A 17,821-nucleotide genomic window follows, 5' to 3' on the forward strand; every position below is an offset into this window, starting at 1 on the left:
CTTAATCTTCGCCATACCCGAGACTGCGCAGCGCACGTTCATCATCCGCCCAGCCCGATTTCACTTTCACCCAGACTTCTAGAAACACTTTGTTGTCGAAAAGCTTTTCCATATCCAAACGAGACTCGGTGGCAATGGTACGAATGCGCTCGCCGTTTTTACCAATCACCATACGCTTCTGCCCCTCCCGTTCCACCAGGATCAGCGCATTGATTTGGTATACTCCGTTTTCCATCATCTTAAACTGTTCAATTTCGACGGTCGCATCATAGGGAAGTTCATCCCCCAGATAACGCATCAACTTTTCGCGCACAATTTCCGATGCCATAAAACGCTGAGAACGATCGGTAATATAATCTTCCGGGAAAAAATGCACACTTTCAGGCAAACATTGACGTGCCAGCGACAGCAATTTACCCACGTTAGTACCGGACTTAGCGGAAATTGGCACAATCTCGTCAAAGGGAAATTTCTGTCCCAATTCTTGCAGATAAGGAAATAGCGCTTCTTTATCTTTTATATGGTCGACTTTATTCACCGCTAATACGGTTTTGCGCTCATCGGCGCCACGCCGCAGCTTATTCAGTACCATTTCGTCGTCAGCCGTCCAGTGCATGCCATCGACCACGAATATCACCATACACACATCGGCAATGGAGCTGGATGCCGCACGATTCATCAGACGGTTAATGGCACGCTTTTCTTCCATATGCAGGCCAGGTGTATCAATAAATACCACTTGTGAATCACCATCGGTATGGATGCCCATGATGCGATGGCGAGTGGTTTGTGGCTTGCGGGAAGTGATACTGACTTTCTGTCCCAGCAACTGGTTCAGTAGGGTCGATTTCCCCACGTTAGGGCGACCGACGATAGCCACCATACCACAATAGGTCTTATCGTAGGTCGGCGTCTGTGGCTGATTTAACTTGGCCAGCAACTCATCAAGACTAGGTTCCTGTTCCGGCATTTGCGGGGTTTTACTCATGCTTCATCAACTCCAGCACTTGTGCTGCGGCCTGTTGCTCGGCTTTACGTCGTGAACTGCCAGTACCTGTCACTGGCGCAGATAACTCTGCCACGCGGCACTCGACCGTAAATGTCTGATCGTGTGCTTCGCCTTCCACCTTCATTACTTCATATTCGGGTAATGGCTTTTTATGGCCTTGCAACAATTCCTGCAACTGAGTTTTGGCATCCTTCTGCCCTTCCCCCGGTTTTATCGCAGCCAAGCGTGCTTCATACCACCCTAATAACAGCGTTCTGACCACTTCCAAATCGGCATCCAGATAGATGGCACCGATGATGGCTTCAACAGCATCTGCGAGGATCGATTCTCTACGGAATCCACCACTTTTCAGCTCGCCGGGACCCAATGTCAAATAATCGCCCAATTTGAACTCTTTTGCCATTTTAGCCAGTGTATCACCACGAACCAGTGTGGCGCGCATGCGGCTGAGATCACCTTCCGTGACTTTAGGAAACTGATGAAATAACTGATCAGAAATGACTACCGACAGAATGGAATCGCCGAGGAACTCCAAACGTTCATTGTGTTTGTTTGCGGCACTACGGTGCGTCAGTGCCTGTTCCAACAGTGCCAAGTCTTTAAATTCATAGCCTAAAGTACGACAAAGTCGTGGCAGATTTTTAATTGGTTCCATCATTGTATGCCACCAACACGGTTAAAACGCACACCGGTTGGGATCCAGGTTGGCAAAAAGTCATCCGGCTTGCGATCAAATTCAAAACTTATCCAGATACAAACGGCCCGTCCTACTAAATTCTTTTCTGGAACAAAGCCCCAAAAACGACTATCGGTGCTGTTATCGCGGTTATCACCCATGGCGAAATATTCCCCTTCAGGCACGACGAATTCACCTGCAGGTAAATCATCTTGGCGATAATAAAACGCCTTAGGTTCGCCTCTGGCGGGATCGATCAGTATATCGTGCGTCACATTGCCGAGTTGCTCGCGGTAACGGATCTGCGGCACCCCATCGAGACTGAATTCACCACGGTTAACTTCCGCGCGCAGGACCAATCTTGGTTCTGGACACGGGCTCTGCTGATGGCAAGCCTCCTGAATGTACAGTTCCTTATTGCGGTAGATAATACGATCACCAGGCAAACCAACCACGCGCTTGATGTAATCCACAGATTCATCTTTAGGATATTTAAACACGATGATATCGCCACGTTTTGGTTCACCGGTGCTAACCAGTTTAGTGCGCCACACGGGGTCTTTAAGACCATAGGCAAATTTTTCTACCAGAATAAAATCACCAACCAACAGCGTTGGCATCATAGAACCTGACGGGATTTGGAACGGCTCATAAATAAAGGAGCGCAGGATCATGACAAACGCTATCACTGGGAAAATGGATTTGGATGTTTCAACGATTGCGGGCTCTTGCAGCAATTGCGCTTTGGCTTCTTCTGGCAGTTCTCCCTGCCCTTCTGCCAGCGCTAACCGTGCCCGTCGTTTCGGCGCCAATAACCAGGCATCAAACGCCCAAACGATACCGGTAACCAAGGTTACCAACACTAAAAAAATCGAAAAGTAGGCCGCCATGGGTCAGTTATACTCCTGCCTTGATTTCAATAAATACCTTCTTGCCAACTTTGGTTAGTGTACCTATACAGAAATAGCTCTCATTCACCAGGCATACTAACCAAAGCGCCGCGAACCGCGGCGCAAAGAAAGTCATAAACACAGCATTGGACAACGTTATTCGTTGATCTTCAATACCGCCAGGAAGGCTTCCTGAGGTACTTCAACGTTACCCAACTGCTTCATACGCTTTTTACCTTCTTTCTGTTTCTGCAACAGTTTCTTCTTACGAGACACGTCACCACCATAACACTTGGCGGTCACGTCCTTACGTAATGCTTTTACCGTCGAGCGAGCCACTACCTGACTTCCGACTGCCGCCTGAATCGCAATGTCGAACATCTGCCGCGGGATCAGCTCTTTCATTTTATCCACCAGCGCGATACCACGATGACGGATGTTAGAACGGTGCAGGATCATGGCGAGCGCATCCACCCTATCACCATTAATCAACACGTCCAATCGCACCATATCTGCTGGCTGGAAATACACAAAGTTATATTCCAAAGACGCGTAGCCACGGCTGGTAGATTTCAGTTTGTCGAAAAAATCCATTACCACTTCCGCGGCAGGAATATGGTATGTCAGGGCGACTTGATTGCCGTGATATACCATGTTTTTCTGCACGCCTCGCTTATCGACACACAGGGTAATCACATTACCCAAATAGTCTTTAGGCACCAGGATATTCGCTTCAACAATCGGTTCATGAATTTCTTCAATATTGTTGATTGGTGGCAATTCGGATGGGTTGTCTACATAGACGGTCTCACCATTAGTGAGCACAACTTCATACTCTACTGTTGGCGCGGTGGTGATCAGATCGAGATTATATTCCCGCTCCAGACGCTCCTGGATGATCTCCATATGCAGCAGGCCAAGATAGCCAATACGGAAGCCGAACCCCAATGCAGAAGAGGTCTCCGGTTCAAACTGCAGGGAGGCGTCATTCAGACTGAGCTTGTTCAGTGCATCACGGAAACTTTCATAATCGTCAGTAGATACGGTAAATACCCCGGCATAAACCTGAGGTTTTACCTTCTTAAATCCTGGCAGCGGTTTGTCGGCACCATTTTTTGCTAATGTCAGCGTGTCGCCCACTGGTGCACCATGGATCTCTTTGATCCCGGCAACAACAAACCCTACCTCACCGGTTTTTAGCTCACTCTTATCGGTTTGCTTCGGTGTAAAAATCCCGACCCGCTCGGCAATATAATTCTGCCCGGTCGACATGACTTTAAACTTGTCACCTTTTTTGAGACTACCGTTTTTAATGCGCACCAATGACACCACGCCCAGATAGGCATCAAACCAGGAGTCAATAATCAATGCTTGCAGAGGCGCGTCAGCATCGCCCTTTGGTGGAGGAATTTGAGCAACGATAGTTTCCAAGACTTCGTCGACACCGACACCAGTTTTCGCAGAGCAACGCACGGCATCCTTGGCTTCGATACCCACGATATCTTCAATTTCTGCGGCGACTCTTTCTGGATCAGCTTGTGGTAAGTCAATTTTATTCAGTACTGGCACCACATCCAGATTCATATCGAGTGCGGTATAACAGTTAGCCAGCGTCTGTGCTTCTACACCTTGTCCGGCATCAACAACCAATAATGCGCCTTCACATGCCGCCAGAGAGCGGGAAACCTCATAAGAAAAGTCAACATGTCCGGGCGTATCGATAAAGTTAAGCTGATAGATTTCACCGTCTTTGGCTTTATAGTCGAGCGTGACGCTTTGAGCTTTAATGGTGATCCCGCGCTCACGCTCCAGATCCATTGAGTCCAGTACCTGTTCTGCCATTTCACGGTCAGTCAGACCGCCGCAAACCTGGATTAAGCGGTCAGAAAGAGTGGATTTGCCATGGTCAATGTGGGCAATGATCGAGAAGTTTCTGATGTGATTCATCATGCTGCGGTAACTAAGCTCTTGGTTAAATGTGTCAGTTAAAGGTGCGGAATTGTAACTGATCGCGATGCCAATACCAATTAGATTCGCTGCTGGAGCAGAAGCGGCTCAGGAGTGGCAGCAATGATTACTATCATCACATTCGGTGCTCATCGGTCTGCCGAGATTTGCCAGTATTACCGGCTGCGCAGCACCTTCAAGCACTTTGGCACGACGTTTACCGAAATACCAGGCAGCGACAGCCACCATTAGAGCCATCAACATACTGGTGGCATCTGAATTAGTTCCAGTAAGCTGGGCAATGCTGCCGCCAAGAATACCGCCAATAAACAAGCCGATAAGAGGGAGCAAATACACCAGCGCTGCCGCTTTGAGAATAACGCTTTCTGGAAGTCCTAAACGTAACAGAGTACCTGTGGAGTAATGTTCAACCGCGGGCAATGAAAACTCTTGATAACGCCCGGTAAACGCTTTGGCTACCGCTGAGGTGCCGCAACTCTCCCCCTGGGAACAATGGTTACAGGCGCTTTTCATTTCAACGCGAACAGTTACCCAACCGTCCGCATCTGAACCAATGACTGTTGCAACCTGCTCCATCATAAGCTTACCCTCAGTCTAGCCTCAAACCTGACGCAATACGGACCAATGTTTGTGTCGGCACTTTGCCAACCGCAACCACTTCCAGATTGCCCACGCGCTCAGACGCCATCGATATGCCATTACGCGTCATTAGCTCCTCTGGTATTGGTGCCTGCCCTGAACGTGCCACATAGACTGAAATATTGCTTAATCCGTCGGTCAATGCAATGTATTCCACCGGTTCGTGGGAACCGATTAAACGGTGGTGATCGCGAACAATGACCTTAAACCCCGGAGGCAACCAATCAAACTGCCAGTTTTGACCATCTTCCCGTTCTGCGGTATTCATGACCGGTGGCCATTTCTGCTTGTAAGCATCTTCAAGGATTGGCGCGGGTGTTTTCGTCTCCAACAGTTCGATGACTAACAACTGCTCTAATAACTGCTTATCCTGCGACAGCATGTCATATCGTAGCGGTAGATAGGTATCAACATCGATCCACACTTGAAAGGCATAGCGATATTCGTCATTAGGCACCAAACGGATCATTTGTCCAGTGCGCCCGGCAATCCGCGCACGGCCGCCAAGCACTATCTGATAGCCTTTCTCAAGTTCAGCAACATCCCCAGCAAAAGCTGCGGGGATCACACCTTGAATGCGATTGGCGGTCATGCTGTAAGCCGGTTGATCATGCTCGATAAAAGTGACGGTATTACCTACACGCACCGCATTTTTTACCGGTCCGTTTAAGTGCTCAAGAAACGCCACTTCCTTTCCTTCAACGATACCGTGGAGGTAGATCAATGGCCGGATGTTATCCGCTTGAAGCTGGATGAGGGAAATTTTGAACTGCTTTTCACGTAAGGCCTGACTCATATTATCGAGCCAGGCTTTGGCGGTGAGTTGTTCCTGCGCAAACGCAGGCAGAGCAAAGGCCAGGAAAGCCAACAGGATGAGACGCAAAAGACTTCCTTATTGATTCAACGGAACAGTAACGACCTCGTTATTGTTATCCATAACCACACCGGCATTCAATCGCTGTTGCAGCATATGGTCCTGAATATAACTATTAATACGACGACGTTGTTCCATTAACTGTTCGTTAGTGTACCCCTGAGGCTGTTGTACGGCGTCAGTCTGTAAACTCACTGGCGAGGCGCCGCCCACTAAAGGACGAGTCATCAAGACTGGTGATGCTGCATCGTCAGCGCTGCCAGAGCCAGAATAATTCTGTACACCGACGACGGCCACTAGCGCCACAGCGGCGGCAATAGCATACTGACCAAACTGCTTGAATAAAGGTGCAACTATCGTGTTGCCATTTTGCGGTTTGCTAACTTGCTGCTGTGGTCGCGCGACAGGAACCAAGATTGCAGGCTCTTGCTCAATAGCGGCGGCAATACTATCAGACAAGTCCAGTTGGAGTGTCTGCGGTAACTCACCCCGCATGGCATCACCAATAAGATGGTAATTGCGCCATTTATCATGAGAAGATTTATCACTGGCCAAATCTGCCAGAGCCTGAGGGCCGGCTTCACCGTCCACTGCAGCGGAAACCCACTCCTGACCTAATTTTTCCATTACTCAGCTCACCTGTTAGTTTAAGGGTTATCTTTCCAGCAAAGGCTGGAGCTTTTTGTCGATGGCTTCACGAGCGCGAAAGATACGTGATCTCACTGTGCCCACCGGACAATCCATAATATTGGCGATATCCTCGTAACTCATGCCATCAAGCTCTCGCAAGGAGATCGCCATTTTTAACTCTTCAGGCAGTGACTCTAATGTGTCAAACACGACCTTTTTGATCTCATCTGACAACATCAATCGCTCAGGCGATGCAAATTCTTTAAGTGCATCACTGCCATCGTAATATTCAGCTTCATCAGCATCGACATCATTGGCAGGAGCTCTACGCCCCTGAGACACCAGATGGTTCTTTGCTGTATTTACTGCAATTCGGTACAACCAAGTATAAAACGCACTTTCACCGCGAAAATTTGGTAACGCCCGGTAAGCTTTAATAAAAGCTTCTTGCGCTACGTCGGCTACATCGGCCTGATTTCTCACATAACGTGAAATCAGGTTAATCACTTTTCCCTGGTACTTTTGTACCAAAAGGTTAAATGCGTTTTTATCGCCCTGTTGTACGCGCTCAACTAACTGTTGATCACTAGTCTGTCCACTCATCCGAGCCGACTTCTCCCAACTCTTATAATGCTGATTTTTCAGTCGCTCGAATCATATTCACGTATGTAGACCAGCGCCTTTATGAAAAGTTCTTAATGAAATTTTAAAATTTCACTATAAATGTGTTTTGGGTCAAAAATTATACCCAATATAGAGCAGTTGGTTTAGGATAAGCCCTCTACCAATCGGCTCATGATACCCTATGAAACAAGCAGTTGAACACCAAGCCGACATACTGATTATCGGCAGTGGCGCCGCAGGTTTAACACTGGCGCTGCACCTCGCACAGCACTGCAATATTATTGTCCTGTCTAAAGGCGCACTCAGTGAGGGCTCAACCTACTATGCACAAGGCGGTATTGCTTCCGTTTTCGACGAAGAGGATACCATAGAATCCCACGTGACCGACACGTTAGTTGCCGGTGCGGGACTATGCGACGAAACAGCGGTGACTTTCACGGCCAAGAATGCCAAGGCAGCCATGAAATGGTTGATTGAGTGTGGTGTTGCCTTCGATAAAGATGAACGGCCAGACGGGACCATTGATGAATCGAGCTACCATCTGACGCGCGAAGGTGGTCACAGCCATCGACGGATCTTACATGCGGCCGATGCCACTGGCAAAGAAGTACAGACGACATTGCAGCAACGAGTGCTAAATCATCCCAATATCCAAGTGTTAGAACGCTATAACGCGGTAGACTTGATTTCTACCCGTAAATTAGGGCGTCCTGGCAATCGGGTTTTAGGCGCTTATGTCTGGAACCGCACACAGGAACAGGTTGAAACGATTAAAGCGCGCTTTGTGGCGTTAGCAACCGGTGGTAGTTCCAAGGTGTATCAATACACCTCTAACCCCGATGTGTCTTCTGGTGATGGCATCGCCATGGCATGGCGTGCAGGTTGCCGTGTCGCCAATATGGAATTCAATCAGTTTCATCCAACCTGTCTCTATCACGCAGATGCCCGTAACTTCCTGCTGACAGAGGCACTCCGTGGCGAAGGTGCGCTATTAAGACGTCCTGATGGTAGTCGTTTTATGCCGGAATATGATGAACGTGCCGAACTGGCACCGCGGGACATCGTGGCTCGGGCCATCGACCATGAAATGAAACGCCTGGGTGCCGATTGTGTGTTTTTAGATATCTCACACAAAGATTCGGAATTTATCATTAAACATTTTCCGACCATTTACCGGCGCTGCATGGATTTGGGCATCGATATCACCAAGCAACCCATTCCAGTAGTGCCTGCGGCCCACTACACCTGTGGTGGCGTCATGACCGACTTGCATGGTCAGACGGACCTGAACGGCCTGTATGCGATTGGTGAAGTGGCTTATACCGGATTACATGGGGCGAACCGACTCGCCTCTAATTCATTGCTTGAATGTCTGGTGTATGCCCGCGCCGCGGCCAGCGACATCCTGAGTCAGTTGCATAAACAGCAGATGCCCGGTGCAATTCCCTCCTGGGATGAAAGTCAGGTATCTGATTCAGATGAAGAAGTTGTAATTGCGCATAACTGGCATGAACTGCGTCTGTTTATGTGGGATTACGTGGGGATTGTGCGTTCAGATAAACGGCTGGAGCGAGCGCTGCGGCGTGTCACTATGTTGCAACAAGAGATCGAAGAGTATTACAGCAATTTCCGTGTAAGTAACAACTTGTTGGAACTGCGCAATCTGGTACAAGTAGCAGAATTGATTATTCGTTGCGCGATGAACCGTAAAGAGAGCCGCGGTCTGCATTACAACATTGATTATCCTGAAAAACTACCCGATCCCAAGCCCACCATTCTTCAGCCGGAGTAAGGGCTATTACGATTGAGCAACAGGCGACACAGATGACGGTAATCTGTGTCGTCAAACATATCGCTAAAAAGGTAAAGACGTCGAAAGCCCGTCGGCAACTGACAAGAAAAACTGACTAACCAAGGTGTCACCATCACTGGCTCGGCGACATCAAAACTATCACCCGTTTCAAATTGCCCGCCACCGTTACCCGCCAGCCAAAACTCAAGCTGCCAATACCGTAATCGCCATAGCCGAACGCTAAAATATCCGATCAACGTGGTAACCATGAGCCAACGCAACGGTTGATAAAACAGATAATCTAAATCGGGCCAGAAACAGAAACTGAGCAAACAAACGGCAGCCAGTACCATCAACGCCAGGTACTGGCCAAATGAGGATTTCACGGCAAATCTATGGTGCGGCACGCCCACGAACCTTAGCCACCATATCCGCTAACTGCGGATCAGAACATTTCGCATGCCCCATAAACCAGGCAAACAATTGCGGATCTTCACATTCCAACAATCGCACAAAGGTGGCTTTGTCAGTATCAGTGAGATCCTGATAATATTTTTCGACAAACGGCTGGAATAACACATCCAATTCCAGCATCCCACGCCGGCAAGCCCACTTCACTCGGGCATAGTTCATCAAATCAGCCACCGTTTAACTCCCCTTATTAAAATACTGTTGCCAGTTTACCCCCTGCGGCAGTGACTGTCGAATCACTAAAGTTTCTGAAGTTGAACATCATAGCCAGCAAAAAGCACTTCGAAATCAGTCTCAAGCAGACACTTGACCGCTGGATGCTGGATCATCCGTTCTGCAAACATCACGTGATATTCTTCCTTAATATCCAGCGTTGCCCCCAAGAGCCGCACATTGTGGTTGAGAATGTCCTGTTGATAGATGGAGGGTGCCACAAAAATTCCGCGGCCAAAGTACCCAAAAGCCTTCATCATCGCGGCGTCGTCAAATTCTCCGAGGATGGTGACATTCAGATTTTTCTCATCAAACCAGCGATATAACTGTTGGCCAATGGACGAGCGTTTACTGGGTAACAGAATAGGTGCTTCCTCCAAACAGGCAGGAAACGGTTGAGTCAGTGGCATCGCCGAAAAAAAGGCCACACCACATTCACCCAATTTTTTCGAGAGAATTTCAGGATATTTTAACGACTCCCCGGCGCAATCGGAGAGGATCATATCGAGTTTATGCTCGCGTAACCGCGCCATCAGATGTTCATGAGTGGCTTCGTAGCACGCTAACTGCATACTCGCATCGCGCGGGATCACAGACATTAACACTCGACTAGCGAGTGTTTTCGACAGTGCGTCAGCAATACCGACCTCAAACAGTAAACTGTTCTCTTTGGTGTAGTTGAGCACATCCAACATTTCGTATGAGAGCGCGAACATGCGATCCGCATAACGAAACACCAACTCCCCTAATTCAGTGGGTTCCAATCGACGCCCATTACGTTTAAACAGACTGCCGTTGAGCCGCTCTTCAAACGCGCGGATCTGTCCGGTGACGGTCTGCGGTGTAAGACACAAGGTCTCAGCCGCTTTGGTCACCGAGCCTTTTTTTTGTACCATCCAAAAATAGTAAAGATGGTTGTAATTCAGATGTGACATGGGCAATCCATCTCGCTATTGCAGTCGCTGACAATCCAACAAGCTGAATACTGCCGTTTGCAAATCCGCTTGCACCGTCACCTCACCACTGTCTATCGCTTCAGTCAGACCGGTGACCAAGCTAACTCTTTCAGGTAAACGGTCCAGACAAAACTGGCGATTAGCTTCCTGGAAGCGTTTACCTCCACGGTATTTCAACGCCCGCGATAAATAGTCATTACTTTCCAACCGAGCCCCCACGGCTAATGGCTTATACATTAACGCACCATCAACAATTCCTTCCAGATAACTTTGGCAAATCTTACCTTTGCTATCCGTTTTACAAGCTTCCAATTGCGACGCTTGTGCAATTGGCGTCAGCAGCATTAACAGCGCGATGCTTAAATATTGGCTTTTCATACTTTGTCTCCTGTACCGGCTAACGTTTTTGATAACCATAAATATCCCAATGCGGCGGCCGTCATGGAACCGAGCAAAATGCCCAGGCGAGCCAAATCACCGTACAACACCCCACCGTGTTCAAACGCGAGCGAAGCAATAAACATCGACATGGTGAAACCAATCCCGCACATTACCGCAACTGGGGCAATGTGATGCCAACCAATCCCGCTGGGTAACTCGGCTAACTTAAGTTTTACCGCAAGAAAGCTGAATAACATCACCCCAATGGGTTTTCCTAATAGCAGTCCCAGCGCGATCCCCATCGGGACCGGAGACAACAGACTCTGCAGCGACATACCGTTCAGCGACACCCCGGCATTTGCAAAGGCAAACACCGGCAGAATAAGGAATGTGCTCCAGGGATGCAGAGCATGTTCCAGATGTTGCGACGGCGAACGGCCGTCTTTGCCTCGCAACGGAATGGCAAATGCGATAATTACGCCAGCCAACGTGGCATGCACACCCGATTTCAAAACCGCGACCCATAAGATCGCCCCAAGCAGTCCATACGCCCCTAACGAAGTCACACCTTTAACGTTAAGCAAAATAAGTCCCAACACCGCGAAAGCCGCGACTACAAGACTGATGATGGAAAGATCATTGCTGTAAAACAGTGCAATGATAACGATGACGCCTAAGTCATCAATGATTGCTAACGCTAACAAGAACACCTTAAGTGCTACAGGCACGCGACTTCCAAGTAACGCCATAATGCCCAGTGCAAACGCGATATCTGTCGCAGCAGGGATAGCCCAACCACCTGAAGTTATCGGATCTTGATAGTTGAATAACAGATAGATAGCGGCTGGAACCATCATGCCACCTAATGCTGCAAACGTTGGCAACGACGCTTTTGCGACACTAGACAGCGCCCCTTCAATAAGTTCTCGCTTTACTTCCAAACCGATCAGCAAGAAGAACAACGCCATCAAGCCATCATTAATCCACAACAGCAGTGGCTTATGAATATCTAATGCGCCAACACGTATCTGCAATGGCATGTCGAGAAAACCTTGATAGACTCCCACCAGCGGAGAATTGGCAGATAGCATGGCCAGCACCACAGCCGCCAGCAACAAAATGCCACCTGCCGATTCCTGGCTAAGGAAATCCCGAATAACTTTTTCCATGACGAACTCCAAAATCGATAATTCATCAAAGTGTAGCTAACGGAATTTAACAAGGAAAATCGAAAGATTCTGCCATTAACCTCGGGATTTCCGAGCTTAATGGCTTTAAGAAGGAAAATCAGACGGCGACAGGAGCCTTGATATGAGGATGAGGATCATAACCAATCAATTCGAAATCTTCGAATTGATAGTCAAAAATCGAGGCGGGTTTGCGCAGGATAGTCATCGTTGGCAATGCTCTGGGCTCACGACTTAACTGCAGCCGTGTCTGCTCAAGATGATTGGAATACAGATGAGTATCTCCACCGGTCCACACAAAATCCCCTAATTCGAGTTCACATTGCTGTGCAACCATCATCGTTAATAACGCGTAACTAGCGATATTAAACGGTAGCCCGAGGAAGATGTCACAGCTACGCTGGTACAACTGGCAGGACAATTTGCCGTCGGCAACGTAAAACTGGAAAAATGCATGGCAAGGCGCTAACGCCATTTTATTCAGTTCGGCTACATTCCATGCAGAAACGATTAAGCGCCTTGAGTCTGGCTGCTGCTTTATTTGCTGAATAACCTGACTGATCTGATCAATATGCTGGCCATCAGGCGTTGGCCAACTGCGCCATTGAGCACCATACACTGGGCCGAGATCGCCATTGTCATCTGCCCACTCATCCCAGATAGAGACGTTATTTTCTTTAAGGTATGCAATATTGGTGTCACCGTTAAGAAACCACAGTAGCTCATGGATAATGGAACGCAGATGGCATTTTTTGGTAGTGACTAGCGGGAAACCTTTACTGAGGTCAAAACGCATCTGGTAACCAAACACTGAAAGCGTACCGGTGCCGGTACGATCAGTTTTTTCAGTACCGTGTTCCAGTACATGTCGCATTAAATCAAGATATTGCTGCATTACTGTTTCCCTTTTACCAGACTGTTTACCGGCGCTTTACGTACCAGTAGATAAATACCAAAGATAATCATCGGTGCCGACAGGATTTGTCCCATCGTAATATCTCCGAGGAAAAATCCCAATTGAGGATCCGGCTGACGGACTAATTCTGCCACACTGCGGAAGATACCATATCCCAACAGGAACATGCCGGAAACTGCGCCACGTTTATCCGTTTGGCGACTGTACCATTGCAACAAAATAAACAGCGCAACGCCTTCCAGTGCAAACTGATACAATTGCGATGGATGACGTGGTTCTGGGCCCCCTGTCGGAAACACCATTCCCCAAGGAAGATCGGTCACTCGCCCCCAAAGTTCACCGTTAATGAAGTTGCCAATACGTCCCGCCCCGAGACCAATAGGGACAACTGGCGCGACGATGTCTGACACCTCAAAGAATGTGCGCTGCTGTTTGCGAGCAATATAGAACATTGCCAGTATCACCCCAACCAGACCGCCGTGGAATGACATACCACCTTCACTGATTTTGAACAGGTACAAAGGATCTGCCAGGAAATAGTCGAGATGGTAAACCAGCACGTAGCCGATACGGCCTCCAAGGATCACCCCCAGAAACGCATAAAACAACAAGTCTGAAACTTGGTCCCTTGTCCATAGGCCATTGGATTTGTCGGCTTTACGGTTAAGCAAAAACATCGCCGCCATAAATCCCAGAAGATACATAAACCCATACCAGCGTAGCGCTGGATGGAAACTCTGACCAAAAATTTCAAAAGGCCCAAAAGACACGATCACAGGATCAATGTGAGGAAATTGCAACGCCATAAAGAAGATTACATCCTGGAGTTTTTGATTATTGCTAGCTAAACATCAATTTGAGACCCACCACAAGCAGTAACGCTGCGAAGATCTTTTTCAGTACTGGCGTCGGCCAAGTACTCGCTGCTTTAGCACCAACGGGGGCCAGCAACATGGAAGTGATCACTATGCCCACCAGCGCTGGGAGATAAACATACCCCAAGGAACCCAGCGGCATGCCCTCGATATCCCAGCCGGCAATAACATACCCTAAACTGCCCCAAAGCGCGATCACCAAGCCATTAGCTGAAGAAAATCCGACCGCTTGCCGCATCTGCAGGCCACACCAACATAGGAATGGCACAGTTAACGTACCACCGCCGATCCCCATCAATCCGGAAATCACCGCAATGAACGCCGACGCCAGAAACAACACAATTGCTGGCGGCAGTTTTTTGCCTTCAGAAGAGGGCTTGTAAGGGAATGCCATGTTCGCTGACATTAAAATCACGAAAACGGCAAACCCGCGTTTCAGGTCATTGCCGGATATTAATTGCGCAATAAACCCTGAGCACAACGCCCCGATAATGGTGCCGGGCAGCATTGGCTTGAACAGCGACCAATCAATATTGCCGCGAGCGTGATGTGCTCTGGCTGATGAAAATGAGGTGAGAATAATGGCGGCCAACGAGGTGGCGATGGCGACATGCGGCAGATAATTAGCAGGAACATGCACCCATGGCAGCATATAAATTAATGCGGGCACCGCGATTAGTCCGCCGCCGATACCTAATAAGCCGGCTGAGAATCCCACCACAATTCCCAACAACAAACAGGCACCCCACACTAATAGAAGGCTTTCCACATTGATTCCTTAGCAAAATGTCAGTAACTATCGCTGATAAACGTCCTAGTTGAGAATTGCCGCTAGTCCCTTTTCGCCCAAATAAGCGCGTAATAATTCTCGCACTTCAGAACCACAACGTAATGACAGTGCCTGTTGCAACAGCACCTGTAATTCATCCATGCTCACCCGACGCATCAGGTAGTTAATCTTTGCTAATGCGCCCTGGTTCATGCTCAATTCACGATAGCCCATGGCTGACAACAATAATGCCCCGGCAGGTTCGCCCGCCATCTCACCGCAGATACTGATCCCCAAGCCATAGTGACGGCATTGCTGCAATGCCGTTTTAAGGTAACGCAAAACACCAGGATGATAACTGTCAAATAACGAACTCACTCTAGGGTTGTTGCGATCAACGGCTAATAAATATTGAGTCAGGTCGTTTGACCCCACTGACACAAAATCTACCCGTTTGGCCACTTCATCCAACTGATACAGTAAAGCGGGCACTTCCAGCATCACGCCTAACTGTGGTTTTGAAAGCAAGGGATTCACATCTGATTTCAGCTCACTGTAAGCTTGCTCAAAGTATTCCAGCGCGTGGTCAACTTCCTCAAGGTTACTTACCATTGGCAGCAAAATCTTCAGTTGCTCGCTCGTGCCATTGGCTTGCAGCATGGCGCGCATCTGCACTAAAAACAGTTCAGGATGGTCCAGCGACATACGAATACCACGCCAGCCCAAGAAAGGGTTGTCTTCTTTAATCGGAAAATATGGCAACGGTTTGTCGCCACCGACGTCCAGCGTGCGCATCACTACCGGGCGCCCAGCCACCAAATTAAATACTTGGGAATAGACTTTTATCTGCTCGCTCTCACTGGGAAAGCGTTGCTGTAACATAAACGGAATTTCCGTACGATACAGCCCGACACCATCAGCGCCTTCGGCCAACTCTGAAGCTAAGCCACTCAGTAATCCGGCATTAATGAACAGATTAATCCGCTCACCATCTAAGGTTTCGGCGGGCAGGTGCACTTCCTGCATATATTGTCGTTGTAGCGCTTTTTCCGCATTCAGCAAACTGCGGTATTCGCTGATAACAGCACTGGAAGGCGACACCATCAGCTGGCCACGAGTAGCATTTAACACCATCATCTTTTTATCGATGTTGGATGCCAAAACCTGTTGCACCCCGGTAAGTGCCGGGATCCCCAAGGCCCTTGCCAGAATTGCTGCGTGAGAATTCACGCCGCCCAATTCAGTGACGATCCCCGCCAGCTTGGCTCTGGGAAACTCCGCCAGCAAAGTCGTATCGGCTTCCTTAGTCACCAGAATCACTGGCTTATCCGAATCCAATACCAGGCGATCCGGTTCAATCAACTGACGTAACACCTTTTGCCCTAAATCGCGGATGTCGCTGGCGCGCTCCTTGATATAGGGATCTTCCATCGACTGGAATTGCTCGATATAGCGCAGCGACACCCGACTGATAGCCGATTCTGCACACCACCCCTGCTCAACTTCGCGGACATATTCGCCACCGAGACTGGATTCATCCAACAACAAGGTTAGTGCAGAAAAAATCGCCACGACCTCCTGATCCTGCTCACGGTCGAAGCGCTGGGAAAGATTACCGAGATTATTACGGCATCGCGTGATGGCAGTACTTAATCGCTCCAGCTCCACTTTAACATCCGCCGCTTTGCGATTCGGCTGTCGCAACGCAATCTCGCCCCCCAGCACTAAAGCATGAGCGATAGCGATACCATTGGATGCGGGAGTTCCCTGGAACAAGATCTGCTTTTCACGGCCTTTAACACTGGCTTTTTGTTTCAAACCACGAACGGCCATTGCCAGCTGTGCCGCCAAGGTCATCAGAAAAGCTTCTTCACCTTCACTGAATTGACGGGCACTGGCCTGCTGGACCACGATCACACCAAGGAGTTGCTTCTGGTAAATAATAGGAACTGCCAGAAAGGCGCGATATTCTTCTTCTAAGGCTTCAGGAAACAACTTAAAGCGAGGATGTTGACGCGCATCTGCCAAATTGATGGCTTCTTCACGTTCGGCAACCAAGCCTACAAGTCCTTCGGTAATCGGCATACGCACGTTACCGACGGCATTAGGCTCCAGACCATCGGTCGCAGATAATATCAACTCATCCTTGTCGAGGATGTAAATGGAACAACACTCGGTCACAATCGCAGCCTTGATCTGTTTGACCAATAACTCCAGCGCCGTATCCAAATCGCCGGCGCTGGCGACTGCCTGAGTGATGTCCCTGAGTGTGTTTAACAACGCTCTCCTCCCACGTTAATCCTGTCAGCGAGACGGTCGATTTCTACCCTTCCGACGAAACGGCTCCCGTTGCTGCTGTAACGCCAGCGCAGTAGAAGCAAACTCCTTCATTACTTTGCGGTATACGTCGCGTTTAAAAGAAACCACTTGCCTTACCGGGTACCAATAACTCACCCAGCGCCAGTCATCAAACTCCGGATGACCGGATAAATTAAGATTTACCGCGCTATCTTGGCTTTTCAACTGTAACAAAAACCATTTCTGCTTTTGTCCGATACACACGGGCTGGCTGTCCTGACGCACTAGGCGCTTAGGTAACCGATAGCGGAGCCATGAACGAGTAGATGTCAGTATCTGCACATGTTCTGGCTTGAGCCCAACTTCCTCGAATAACTCGCGGAACATGGCTTCTTCTGCCGACTCGCCGTCATCCACCCCACCCTGTGGAAACTGCCACGAATGCTGACCGAAACGACGGGCCCACATGACTTGCCCAATTTTATTACAGATGATTATGCCCACATTTGCGCGAAAGCCATCGCCGTCAATCACATGGACTCCGAAAACTCGATAAATTTCAATGCATCGATTGTTTCACAAAGCTTGCGCGGCAGCAATTAGCAGTTGTACAGCTTTTGATATCTAACGCGACGATATGCCGCCATTATTTG

General features: G+C 48.8%; 19 protein-coding genes. 1 reads left to right on the top strand and 18 read right to left on the bottom strand.

The genetic code is table 11. From position 1 onward, the window contains the following. Position 1: 1 nt before the first annotated feature. From era to rpoE, 8 genes are all read right to left on the bottom strand, one after another. Positions 2-988: a GTPase Era gene (era, locus tag KDN34_RS11920; RefSeq protein WP_212593991.1), complete on the bottom strand. Its 987-nt coding sequence runs from the start codon at positions 986-988 to the stop codon at positions 2-4. Further along, a complete protein-coding gene (gene rnc / locus KDN34_RS11925; protein WP_212596634.1) occupies positions 981-1,664 on the bottom strand; it encodes a ribonuclease III in 684 nt (227 codons plus the stop codon). Before rnc ends, era begins: the two co-directional genes overlap by 8 nt. After that, complete coding sequence (gene lepB, locus KDN34_RS11930; RefSeq protein WP_212593992.1) at positions 1,664-2,575, bottom strand: signal peptidase I; 912 nt, start codon at positions 2,573-2,575, stop codon at positions 1,664-1,666. The genes rnc and lepB overlap by 1 nt, the downstream gene beginning before the upstream one ends. Positions 2,576-2,731: 156 nt before the next feature. Then, a complete protein-coding gene (gene lepA, locus KDN34_RS11935) occupies positions 2,732-4,522 on the bottom strand; it encodes a translation elongation factor 4 (RefSeq protein WP_212596635.1) in 1,791 nt (596 codons plus the stop codon). Between the two features lie 108 nt (positions 4,523-4,630). Further along, positions 4,631-5,122, bottom strand: a complete 492-nt coding sequence (locus KDN34_RS11940) for a SoxR reducing system RseC family protein (protein ID WP_212593993.1) — start codon at positions 5,120-5,122, stop codon at positions 4,631-4,633. A gap of 10 nt (positions 5,123-5,132) precedes the next feature. Further along, entirely contained in the window at positions 5,133-6,065 is a 933-nt protein-coding gene (locus KDN34_RS11945) for a MucB/RseB C-terminal domain-containing protein (RefSeq protein ID WP_212593994.1), read from the bottom strand. 9 nt (positions 6,066-6,074) lie between these two features. Next, the gene (locus tag KDN34_RS11950) at positions 6,075-6,683 is read right to left on the bottom strand and encodes a sigma-E factor negative regulatory protein (RefSeq protein WP_212593995.1); all 609 of its coding nucleotides are present in this window, start codon (positions 6,681-6,683) and stop codon (positions 6,075-6,077) included. Positions 6,684-6,710: 27 nt separating this feature from the next. Beyond that, positions 6,711-7,289, bottom strand: coding sequence for an RNA polymerase sigma factor RpoE (gene rpoE / locus KDN34_RS11955; RefSeq protein WP_212593996.1), 579 nt, complete (start codon positions 7,287-7,289; stop codon positions 6,711-6,713). 202 nt (positions 7,290-7,491) lie between these two features. Between rpoE and nadB the strand changes: the two genes are divergently transcribed. Next, positions 7,492-9,102 (top strand): L-aspartate oxidase, encoded by a 1,611-nt coding sequence (nadB, locus tag KDN34_RS11960; RefSeq protein ID WP_212593997.1) that lies wholly within the window; start codon positions 7,492-7,494, stop codon positions 9,100-9,102. Here nadB and KDN34_RS11965 read toward each other — a convergent pair. The 10 genes from KDN34_RS11965 to rppH all read right to left on the bottom strand — a co-directional run bounded on the left by KDN34_RS11965 (position 9,090) and on the right by rppH (position 17,702). Further along, positions 9,090-9,488 carry a protein YgfX gene (locus tag KDN34_RS11965; protein ID WP_212593998.1) on the bottom strand — a complete coding sequence of 133 codons (399 nt, stop codon included), beginning with the start codon at positions 9,486-9,488 and terminating at the stop codon, positions 9,090-9,092. The genes nadB and KDN34_RS11965 overlap by 13 nt on opposite strands. Positions 9,489-9,495: 7 nt before the next feature. After that, positions 9,496-9,735: an FAD assembly factor SdhE gene (locus KDN34_RS11970; RefSeq protein ID WP_212596636.1), complete on the bottom strand. Its 240-nt coding sequence runs from the start codon at positions 9,733-9,735 to the stop codon at positions 9,496-9,498. Between the two features lie 77 nt (positions 9,736-9,812). Continuing rightward, positions 9,813-10,721, bottom strand: a complete 909-nt coding sequence (gene nhaR / locus KDN34_RS11975) for a transcriptional activator NhaR (RefSeq protein WP_212593999.1) — start codon at positions 10,719-10,721, stop codon at positions 9,813-9,815. 15 nt (positions 10,722-10,736) lie between these two features. Next, entirely contained in the window at positions 10,737-11,120 is a 384-nt protein-coding gene (locus tag KDN34_RS11980; protein WP_212594000.1) for a hypothetical protein, read from the bottom strand. After that, the gene (nhaA, locus tag KDN34_RS11985; protein ID WP_212594001.1) at positions 11,117-12,292 is read right to left on the bottom strand and encodes a Na+/H+ antiporter NhaA; all 1,176 of its coding nucleotides are present in this window, start codon (positions 12,290-12,292) and stop codon (positions 11,117-11,119) included. The genes KDN34_RS11980 and nhaA overlap by 4 nt, the downstream gene beginning before the upstream one ends. A gap of 118 nt (positions 12,293-12,410) precedes the next feature. Further along, the gene (gene thyA, locus KDN34_RS11990; protein WP_212594002.1) at positions 12,411-13,205 is read right to left on the bottom strand and encodes a thymidylate synthase; all 795 of its coding nucleotides are present in this window, start codon (positions 13,203-13,205) and stop codon (positions 12,411-12,413) included. Beyond that, a complete protein-coding gene (gene lgt / locus KDN34_RS11995; protein ID WP_212594003.1) occupies positions 13,205-14,032 on the bottom strand; it encodes a prolipoprotein diacylglyceryl transferase in 828 nt (275 codons plus the stop codon). Before lgt ends, thyA begins: the two co-directional genes overlap by 1 nt. Positions 14,033-14,066: 34 nt before the next feature. Beyond that, entirely contained in the window at positions 14,067-14,870 is an 804-nt protein-coding gene (locus KDN34_RS12000; RefSeq protein WP_212594004.1) for a sulfite exporter TauE/SafE family protein, read from the bottom strand. A 45-nt stretch (positions 14,871-14,915) separates the two neighbouring features. Next, positions 14,916-17,150: a phosphoenolpyruvate--protein phosphotransferase gene (gene ptsP / locus KDN34_RS12005; protein ID WP_212594005.1), complete on the bottom strand. Its 2,235-nt coding sequence runs from the start codon at positions 17,148-17,150 to the stop codon at positions 14,916-14,918. Positions 17,151-17,174: 24 nt separating this feature from the next. After that, on the bottom strand, positions 17,175-17,702 hold the full coding sequence (gene rppH / locus KDN34_RS12010; RefSeq protein WP_212594006.1) for an RNA pyrophosphohydrolase: 528 nt from the start codon (positions 17,700-17,702) through the stop codon (positions 17,175-17,177). Positions 17,703-17,821 lie beyond the last annotated feature (119 nt).

Origin of the sequence: Shewanella yunxiaonensis (assembly GCF_018223345.1) — a bacterium.
Taxonomy (GTDB): Bacteria; Pseudomonadota; Gammaproteobacteria; order Enterobacterales; family Shewanellaceae; genus Shewanella; species Shewanella yunxiaonensis.

Bases quoted from the DNA above. Each gene is read 5' to 3' on its own strand.
- era (WP_212593991.1), bottom strand. From the start codon at position 988: ATGAGTAAAACCCCGCAAATGCCGGAACAGGAACCTAGTCTTGATGAG.
- rnc (WP_212596634.1), bottom strand. From the start codon at position 1,664: ATGGAACCAATTAAAAATCTGCCACGACTTTGTCGTACTTTAGGCTAT.
- lepB (WP_212593992.1), bottom strand. From the start codon at position 2,575: ATGGCGGCCTACTTTTCGATTTTTTTAGTGTTGGTAACCTTGGTTACC.
- lepA (WP_212596635.1), bottom strand. From the start codon at position 4,522: ATGAATCACATCAGAAACTTCTCGATCATTGCCCACATTGACCATGGC.
- KDN34_RS11940 (WP_212593993.1), bottom strand. From the start codon at position 5,122: ATGATGGAGCAGGTTGCAACAGTCATTGGTTCAGATGCGGACGGTTGG.
- KDN34_RS11950 (WP_212593995.1), bottom strand. From the start codon at position 6,683: ATGGAAAAATTAGGTCAGGAGTGGGTTTCCGCTGCAGTGGACGGTGAA.
- rpoE (WP_212593996.1), bottom strand. From the start codon at position 7,289: ATGAGTGGACAGACTAGTGATCAACAGTTAGTTGAGCGCGTACAACAG.
- nadB (WP_212593997.1), top strand. From the start codon at position 7,492: ATGAAACAAGCAGTTGAACACCAAGCCGACATACTGATTATCGGCAGT.
- KDN34_RS11970 (WP_212596636.1), bottom strand. From the start codon at position 9,735: ATGAACTATGCCCGAGTGAAGTGGGCTTGCCGGCGTGGGATGCTGGAA.
- nhaR (WP_212593999.1), bottom strand. From the start codon at position 10,721: ATGTCACATCTGAATTACAACCATCTTTACTATTTTTGGATGGTACAA.
- KDN34_RS11980 (WP_212594000.1), bottom strand. From the start codon at position 11,120: ATGAAAAGCCAATATTTAAGCATCGCGCTGTTAATGCTGCTGACGCCA.
- nhaA (WP_212594001.1), bottom strand. From the start codon at position 12,292: ATGGAAAAAGTTATTCGGGATTTCCTTAGCCAGGAATCGGCAGGTGGC.
- thyA (WP_212594002.1), bottom strand. From the start codon at position 13,205: ATGCAGCAATATCTTGATTTAATGCGACATGTACTGGAACACGGTACT.
- lgt (WP_212594003.1), bottom strand. From the start codon at position 14,032: ATGGCGTTGCAATTTCCTCACATTGATCCTGTGATCGTGTCTTTTGGG.